Source organism: Ruminococcus sp. Marseille-P328, assembly GCF_964249465.1.
Lineage (GTDB): Bacteria > Bacillota > Clostridia > Lachnospirales > Lachnospiraceae > Blautia_A > Blautia_A faecis.
Genome location: NZ_CAXUBQ010000034.1, coordinates 26,751 through 35,266, shown reverse-complemented (window position 1 = coordinate 35,266; position 8,516 = coordinate 26,751). Strand labels below are relative to the sequence as shown.

Below are 8,516 nucleotides of genomic sequence, written 5' to 3'. Positions count from 1 at the left end.
CTTTCTGATAAACCAGTTAATTCGCATGTTTCCTTTACTGAAAGAAGAAGTTTCTCTGGTTCTTCCTGTTTATTTCCTTTTCTTGTCATATTATCCCTCATCTTTCGTAATTAAGTTATCAACCAACAACGTACTTTTATTTTCTCTTTGCTCCAGTAGTTTTTCTATTGCCTCCTGTCTTGTTATTCGTTCCCTGTTGGCTTTTAATGCAACATATTCCTGTGCCACTCCATATGCTTTACAACAGGCGTTATAGCTTTTATATGTTTTCCCACGAAATTCAAATTGTTTTTTCCGTTTCTTTTCGTAACAATAAGCAGCCGCCTCTTCAAACAGACAATTTGTTTCCCGCATGTGTCTAAGAACCAGTTTTTTAGTGATCCCAAGGGCTTTGTAACATTTTTCTTTTGACTCATATTCCTGTCCCATAACAACAACTCTCTGTGGTTCCGGCATTTTCCCTTTCACTTTAAGTGCTGCTTTTCTCTGGGCTTTTAACTGTTTCTTTTCATTTTTGCGAATGTAATACTTGACTGCTTCAGAAGCTGTAATATTTTCGCGCAGCATCTTATTACACACCCAGCGATAAAGAATTCCCTGTTCCTTACAACATTTCTGAAGATCTGTATACACCATTTCCCCAATTTGTATCATTTCTTTATCCACAGCTGCTTGTCTGCTTGCATAAAAATCTGCTGCCTCCTGCACGGAACAATCATGACGGTATATATACCCATAAATATCTGTTTGGCGTATCTTAAGAACCCGGCAAAAATCGTGAAGATTATCATATTTTGTTCCATCTTCCAGATAAATCGGCTCTTCTGACATCTTCTGCCATTTTTCTTTCTCTGTCTTGTAATAAAACAAAGTTTCATCCACTCCAGCATTTTTATATATAATCCTGTCACACACCCATCTGTAAGAAATTCCAAGTTTCCTGCAACATTCTCGGACATCTACATATTTAACGCCTTCAAATGTAATAGACCCAGTTCCAATTTTGTTCTTAACAGCAATATAATACCTGATTGCTTCTTCCTTGGAACACTGATTGTCTTTTATATAATTGTAAACATCAGCTCTTTTAATTCCATATTGCCTACATGTTGCTGATACCGATTCAATAGAATAATTGTCATCAAAATTCTTTTTTCTCCTTACAGGGTGATCTAAGAGAAAGAAATCCAGTGCATCTTGTAACGAGCTATTCAGCGAAATGCTTTTTTGTCTGACCTTGTTTGGCTCCAGATTAAATTCACGACAGCACTCTGTAAACATTGAATATTCCTTTTCTCTATAAAAAAACGGGGACGGATTACTATATTTTCTTTCTTCCGCTTTTTTTATGCAATGGGTCAATGCAACAGCTCCGGTTTTTCCAGTTTCTGCCATGCATTTTCGTACTGTTGATTCTGGTATTCCCATTTCCCTGCAGCATTTTGCTAAAGAAGGATATGTTTTTCCCTTGTAAACGAATTTTATCTGTTTCGTATACTTAATTGCTTTTTCTAATGCTTCCTGAATGGTATCACCATAATCATATTGGTAATGTCGCACGGTAAATTTATTTACACCATAAAATTCACAGCAGTTGTCGAGATTCAACCAATTCCGATTGCGAAAAACAAATTGATTCTGCTCACGTATTTCCATGAAATGATCAAGTGCCTCCGTGAAAGAACAATTATTCGTATGTCTATACCCTAAAACAGAACCATACTCAAATCCAAGTTTCTCACAACAATTTTTTTTGCTTAGGTATAAAATACCTTCATATTCAAAATAGAATCTTTCAAAATATTTGGTTCTCCGCCTTGGTTTATGCATAATATCGTCTTCCTTTCAACATATGGAGTTGACACAGCACATACTTTCCCCCTTTCGTATTGGAGATTGGCATTTGGAAACAATAAAAGCGCCTAAAATCAATAATCTTCTTGATTTTGGGCGCTCTATTCACGCATATAATTTTTTTAATCTCAAACAAAATCGAGATAAGAATTTACGCAGTATCTGCTGCCAAATGCCATTTTTATTATATCATTCTGTAGTTTTGTGTCAATTTCACCGTAGTTCCATATACGTAGTATTTTAATTTCATCACCATGATAATTTACAAAATTATTTTCTAAGACTCGTATGAGCCAACAATATAGGAACAATACCATTTATGCAGCATTTTCCATTAAATCTTCCTCCAGAATATCCGCAAGCAGCTTTCCAGTAAAGCCAAATCCGTTCACCTTTACTTTCTTTTCCCGCAGATCCTCAATTTCTTTCTTTCGAAGATCACGGCTTTTTAGCGAAAGAATCTTATCTTCCTTATTAAGTTTACGCGAAAGCTGTTTCTGCCAGCGCAATAAAAATTTCTCGGCCTGCTTAATATCCGGGTTCTGCCTGTTAAAATATGTCCGTTTCTGGCGTACTGTCCCATCTGGTTCTACTTCCAATGTATAATATGGCTTTTGGGGTGCATTCTTTTTTCTCAGGAACAAAAGATAAGACTCCTGTTTTACCATGCGCGCAAAATAAGTATCTTTTCCAATGATGCAGTGCTGCAGTTCTTCTCCTTCTTCCAGAATATCCTTGATTTTCCGCGGTGCCACAATTTGGAAAGTATGATCGCTATATTCATATTTTCTCAGGTTCTCACAGACGTTTTCTATACCAGGAAATTTTTCTGCGATCTCTTCGGCTTTTATATCCATTTTCTTCTCTATCATCAATTGAACCAGTTCGTTATGCCGTTTTTCCAGTTTTCTCACACGGTATATAATTGGATCCTTCACGTCTATACCAAGCTTTGACGCCATGTCAAGATAGTCTTTCCAGGTACCAATAAGCTCCTTTGGTTTTTTTTCACTTTCTTTTGCCTGTTTTTCCAAATAATTTTTTATCTGCTCCGGTCTCATCCGATCCAGTACAAACAAAAGCTCTTCCGGACAGATCTGCCATTTCGAGAACCAGGAAATCACGTTATCTTTCATCACTTTTTTAAATCCTTTTTCATAAATCAACCATTGCAGAAATACTTTTCCACCATGATTATTGCGAAGGCGGTTCAGGCGGAACATATCAATCCCAAGAGCATGTCCAAGCGAATCTGCTTCCTTATAAAAAATAGAAGTGCTGTTTCCTATGATTTCCTTTGCAAGCTCATTCAGCCCGGCTTTTATCAGTTGCTCCAGATAAGGATATTGCTTTAACCGATGAAAATAGGCTACCGGCTCTACTGTTTCACTTTTTCTGGCCAGCTCATGGAATCCGCTTCTTTTAAGCTGATTATTTTTTATTCCATGGAGTGACTTTTTGTAGATATGTCCCGGATAGCGGGGTTCATATCCCCAATTCCCCCAGCAATAAGGGTTGTATGTATTTAATGACCCATGGATCCATCTGTTCTCTTCTGTCCCATGATAATAGCCCCAGTAAAATTCTTTTTCGTTAAGGTCTTTATCAAATACATATCGTCGCAGCTCTCTCCAGTTATAAACTGGTTTTGTATAAGCAACCATGTCATATTTCACATCTGCCCTGAATTCACGAATAACAAAGTTATCACCGCATGTCTGCAAAAGATATGCAGTTTCTTCTTTTGACTTTACCATGCGCTGTCTTCCCACTGCCTTATATTGAATCTTATGCCTGCAGTTAGGACATTTTCCCATCCTGTTGTGTTTTACGCCATTCACCACCACATTCTTTTCACACCATGTACAGTAGCCTGTGATATTTTTCTTCCGAGAGTATTCATAAAAAATGTAATTCTGTGTAATTCCCACTTTTTTCAGCCATTTCTCCCAGTCCTTCGGAGTTTCCCTGACGTATTTCATAACCTGGTCCCAGGCGGTTGTTCGTTTTAAATGTTTCTGTATCTTTTGCCTTTCCCGTACCTGTTCTTCAAAATGAAAAAGGCCATAACATACATTATCTTTTTTATATTCCTCACCCAGGGTTTCCCATATTTGATTGCGGCTGTTTAGATCACACCAGGCATGATCTCCCTTTACGCCTTTGGGCAGTTCAATTTTATCCAGCATTTTATTGGTCCATTTCTTCAGCCGGTAATCATATCCGATAAAACAGTCTTTTTCCTTGTCAATAAATAAGGTGTACGAAGGGCGCCTTCCACCCGCTGTCAGAATCTCCGTGAAGAAAAAACCAATTTTTAAAATATTTTCTTCCTCTTCAGCCAGCATAAACAAGCCAACTGGGTAAGTCATTTTTTCATAAGGCAAATTATTTATTATCGGAATATCCTTTTCCGCAGCCTGCACCATTTCATCTGTTGCTTCCAATATTTTCATTTTTTGAAGCTTTTGCTTTTCCATATAATTTATCCTTTCCAAAGTTGTTTTCATAAATTCAGCATTAAATGCACAGACGCCTCTTTATGCTTATTTGCCATAATCCACTGCTGCCACAACGATTTCAGCTTCTCTTAACGACAGATACGGCAGGAAATTCCCGCCGTATCTGATCATTATAGTTATTCCTCATTATCCATATGAATTTTTGTAATTAAAATCTTCAGACGATTTTGAAGCATTGTGAATCGATTTCTTTTCTTTGGGTAATAGTAGATCTTATCCGATAAAAACGCTTTATGAGACACTTCATTTTTGTAAAAATCACTTAATGCGTTTTCAAGATCTTCTAAATGGCATAATTTTGCGCTATATATTACTGCCATATTTACATTACCGAATACTACATAATAATCCCCATCCTCGAAATCTGCTAATTTTTCTGCAACTTCTGGATAAAAAATTGCCACCGCTCCATTTGAAAATCCTTTTGTGCTAAGACAAATTCCAGCACGTTTTTTCTCATCCGAAATGGAATACCCTTCCACGTTCATGAATTCTTCGCCTTCATAATCCGGATCGCATAACAACCTTTTTAAATCATAGATTCTTGGAGGATCCATATGATATGTATTTAAAAGAGCCGCATGTAAAACCTCATCTTTTTCCATGCCCCATTCATCCAAATATTCTGACCGGACTTTTAGATATGTAATACCTTTCTCTGTAGATCCTGCATTCACATATAATGTAATTGCAATATCCCCTATTGTCTTATGAACCACGTTTCTTAGCTCACTTCTGTGCCACTTGATGTCCACAAGACCAAGGAATAGATAATCCTTGATTTTTTCATAATCATTCAGATACCTGGTATTTTCCAGATTTTTTGCCTAATTCAGGTCACGTTTCACCAGAGCTCCAATGTTCTCCAAGGACACACCATTCAAATAATCCTCATATAATTCATTTATAAAAATTGCACATGCATCACTGCCAGATTCATTTACTTCACAATCTACAAATAAACGATCTCCACGGGCAGTTATCCCAGTTTTTTCTCTTTTCTTGAAGAAAACATAATTTTCTGGAAGATTTAATTCTTTTATGATCCAATTCCGTAATTCCCGTATAAATTGTTCATAAGTCAAATGTCCACACATATTAATTTTCCATTTCCTTTCTTATAATCCACAAAACATTATTATTGCTATTTACAACGGAAGCCGTTCAACACAGCTTGCAGGTAAAGTTACTTTTGATACCACCTTTTTCCATTTCATTATTTTCCGGGCACCTCTGTCATAGTAATATATTTCATCTGTCAGAAAATCTTCGTCCAGGGTAGCCTCTTTAAGTGTCTCTTTTAAAATTCTTTCAAGATCTTCCGGACAGAACATCCTCTTAGGATGAATCATTGCCTCATGGACGCTTGTAAATACAATGTAGAAATCATCATCCATAAGGTCTGCAATCCTTTGTGCCACATCCGGCAGAAAAACAGCCACAGCCCCATTGGTGCGAATACTTGTAGAAAGACAGCTTCCAGCATTTCTTTCCACAATATTTTCTTCATAATTCATGTCCATAAAGTCATCGCCCTCATAATCAGGATTAAAAAGCAGGCATTCCCACTTATAAATTCTTGGGGGAGTAAGGAAATATGTATTCGCCAAAGCATTTTCGTAGGCTTCGTCCTCGTCCATTCCCCAGTCTGCCAGACTGGCTTTGTGGATTTTCATGCTGGAGATACGGCCATCTTGCTGACCAACTTTCATATACAAAACACAGGCTATGCCATCCACTTCTTTATACACAGCATTTTCCAGTGCCTTTTCATGTTTCTTTTTGTTTAAAAGCCGTATAAACAGGTCTCCCTTTACTTTGGAGTAATTATTTACATTCTTTGTTTTTTCGAAGAATCCAGCCTTACTTAATTTTTTAATTTCTTCTGTAACAGTATCTCCGATTTTATCTACAGAAACACCATCCAGGTAATCCTCATATACTTCTTCTGCATGGATTCCACACACTTCTTTGCCTTCTGGGCTTACATTGCACTCAACAAATAAGCGGTCTCCCTCTGGAGTCATTCCCGCTTCATGGCTTTCTTTTTAAAAAATATTTGCTGTTCCTGTAAATGCAAAGCATTTAAAAGCTGTTTTCTTAATACCTCAACAAATTCCAAATATCCTAACTTCATCGTAATAATCCTTTCTGCGGTTTCTCTATAACCGCTGATCCAGCATTCAATTTTCAATCTGCAATTCCGTACCATTCATTTTCCTTATGTCTTATGCCATCCACACAGAGCTGGTTTACATATATAATCTCATTGCTGTCAGGCTCTTCCTGGACAAGAATAAGAAGATCATTTTTCCTTCCTTTTGCTTTTGGTTGTTTGCCGCGTACAATTACGAATCCATTATTGCCCACACCTGTTTCTTTGCAAACCAGGCTGCACCATGGGCGGTCCGGATGTATTGCCATATACGCTGCTCCCCGTAGTAAAAGCATTGAAAAATCCAGTTCCTCCTTCAGTTCCATCTTTGTGCACGAGATTTTGGTATCCCGGTCATCTTCATCCAGATCTCCAAATGCTTTCACTACAAAATACCTGGAGTTTCTCCAATTCGGATAGTGAACAAGACAATCCAGCGGATTTTCCGCACAATGGAATCCATTCTGTCTGCAATTTGCCTCCGTTGTCTCATTGATCCCATATCGTTTGAATTGATAACCCCTGCAGCTTAAATTTTTTTCAAACCCTTTGTATGCAATCATATTCAGGCTCCTAAATTAAATAAAGAAAGCTGCTCCGATTCTTCTTTCTTTTGCGCTGCTGGCTTTGCTGCCACCTTTGCATCTTCCGAAACATCTTTCTTCGTATCTGTATCTTTTGATTTTGCTGACAATGTCCTGATTGATTCCGCTCTTTTCCAGGCTTTCTTTATTGTATCTTTTTCTTCCTGCGCTTTTTTCTCCATGTCTTTACGGTCTTCCAACAGGTAATAGTCTATTACCCAGGCAAATACCTCTGTAGAGCCAATCGCTATACCAGCATTTTGCCCCACACCAGTTTTTCCCTCTTTTTTTGCCTTTTCCAGCGCCGTCTCATATGCTTTTTCATGGACATATTCGAGACAGTGTCTCAGCGTCTTATGAGGCTGGAGGATCACATCTTTCATAACAGGATCTTTTCTGGCAAGGTCTAAAAGATACGTGCCAAGCACGGTCGCATACCCGGAATCCTGCAAAAGAAGCATTTCTTCTGTCAGTTTTTCGGTTACAGACACAGCTTGCTGAGTTAACAAAACCTTCAGCAGAAACTTCCTTTTTCCCGCTATAAAAGCATCCGTGTCCTCTTTGGATATGAAACATTCTTTTGCAAGCCCTTCTATTGCCGCTACATTTTGACAGGTCCGGTAATGTTCTGCCAGGACATTTACTTCCTCTATGCTTTTTGCGAATTTTTCCAGCATATAAAGTTCCTCCCGTCATTATGCAGCTTTGGAGGTGTGATTTTCTGCATTTCCGCCAGCTGCCGCTCTTTGCACTTCCTGGGATTCCTTATCAAGCTCATTCACCAGATTCAGTATTACCCGGCGTACCCAAAGGTTTTCATTCCACTTCTTTTCAAGGGTCTCCGCACTCTCTACAATGTCTTTCCACGCATTATCATCCAATGCACGATGTCTGTATTTCTTGTAAAATGGATAGATCTCATACATGGCCTTTTTAACATCCACATAAATAACAGAATCCACATTAGACAACAATCCCATCAGGACCGGATGCCTGTCATATTTCTGGATCAGCTCATGGATCCCAACAGGTCTTTCTCCTGTGTACAAGCCTAAAAAGTCATTAAATATCGTTCCAACTGTATTTATATTTCTATGTTCCATTCATGTCCTCCTCTGCTCTTTTGATTCTTGCTGTTACGGTTTCCGGTAAGCATTCAAACGCTTCTGCAATTGCATTTTTACTGTATCCTTCCAGAAACAGCTTTTTCATCATTTTTTCCTGCTCTTTTTTCTTCAGCTTTTTCAGGGAGGAATCCCTGATCTTATGCTTCAGAATTTTTTTACTTAACGGATGATCCGGTCCATATTGATAGATCTTCCAGGCCTCCGCTGCATTTAGTCCGCAGACAATTGCCAGTACCAGGCAATAATAGCCTGCATACTCTTCATCTTTTATGCC

9 protein-coding genes are annotated in these 8,516 nt (G+C 38.2%); all 9 read right to left on the bottom strand.

Annotation, left to right across the window (positions count from 1 at the left end):
- Window positions 1-90: 90 nt before the first annotated feature.
- The 9 genes from ACESTK_RS18485 to ACESTK_RS18445 all read right to left on the bottom strand — a co-directional run bounded on the left by ACESTK_RS18485 (window position 91) and on the right by ACESTK_RS18445 (window position 8,330).
- Window positions 91-1,656, bottom strand: a complete 1,566-nt coding sequence (locus ACESTK_RS18485; protein WP_373120439.1) for a hypothetical protein — start codon at window positions 1,654-1,656, stop codon at window positions 91-93.
- Between the two features lie 515 nt (window positions 1,657-2,171).
- Window positions 2,172-4,334: a PcfJ domain-containing protein gene (locus ACESTK_RS18480; RefSeq protein ID WP_373120438.1), complete on the bottom strand. Its 2,163-nt coding sequence runs from the start codon at window positions 4,332-4,334 to the stop codon at window positions 2,172-2,174.
- A gap of 158 nt (window positions 4,335-4,492) precedes the next feature.
- The gene (locus ACESTK_RS18475; protein WP_373120440.1) at window positions 4,493-5,176 is read right to left on the bottom strand and encodes a DUF5688 family protein; all 684 of its coding nucleotides are present in this window, start codon (window positions 5,174-5,176) and stop codon (window positions 4,493-4,495) included.
- Between the two features lie 27 nt (window positions 5,177-5,203).
- Window positions 5,204-5,473 carry a hypothetical protein gene (locus ACESTK_RS18470; RefSeq protein WP_373120436.1) on the bottom strand — a complete coding sequence of 90 codons (270 nt, stop codon included), beginning with the start codon at window positions 5,471-5,473 and terminating at the stop codon, window positions 5,204-5,206.
- 51 nt (window positions 5,474-5,524) lie between these two features.
- Complete coding sequence (locus tag ACESTK_RS18465; protein WP_373120435.1) at window positions 5,525-6,403, bottom strand: DUF5688 family protein; 879 nt, start codon at window positions 6,401-6,403, stop codon at window positions 5,525-5,527.
- A 163-nt stretch (window positions 6,404-6,566) separates the two neighbouring features.
- Window positions 6,567-7,094 carry a hypothetical protein gene (locus tag ACESTK_RS18460; protein ID WP_117853648.1) on the bottom strand — a complete coding sequence of 176 codons (528 nt, stop codon included), beginning with the start codon at window positions 7,092-7,094 and terminating at the stop codon, window positions 6,567-6,569.
- Window positions 7,095-7,096: 2 nt separating this feature from the next.
- The gene (locus tag ACESTK_RS18455; protein WP_373120434.1) at window positions 7,097-7,792 is read right to left on the bottom strand and encodes a Cas9 inhibitor AcrIIA9 family protein; all 696 of its coding nucleotides are present in this window, start codon (window positions 7,790-7,792) and stop codon (window positions 7,097-7,099) included.
- Between the two features lie 18 nt (window positions 7,793-7,810).
- The gene (locus ACESTK_RS18450) at window positions 7,811-8,218 is read right to left on the bottom strand and encodes a hypothetical protein (protein WP_373120432.1); all 408 of its coding nucleotides are present in this window, start codon (window positions 8,216-8,218) and stop codon (window positions 7,811-7,813) included.
- The gene (locus ACESTK_RS18445) at window positions 8,208-8,330 is read right to left on the bottom strand and encodes a hypothetical protein (protein WP_264295764.1); all 123 of its coding nucleotides are present in this window, start codon (window positions 8,328-8,330) and stop codon (window positions 8,208-8,210) included. Before ACESTK_RS18445 ends, ACESTK_RS18450 begins: the two co-directional genes overlap by 11 nt.
- Window positions 8,331-8,516: the final 186 nt, after the last annotated feature.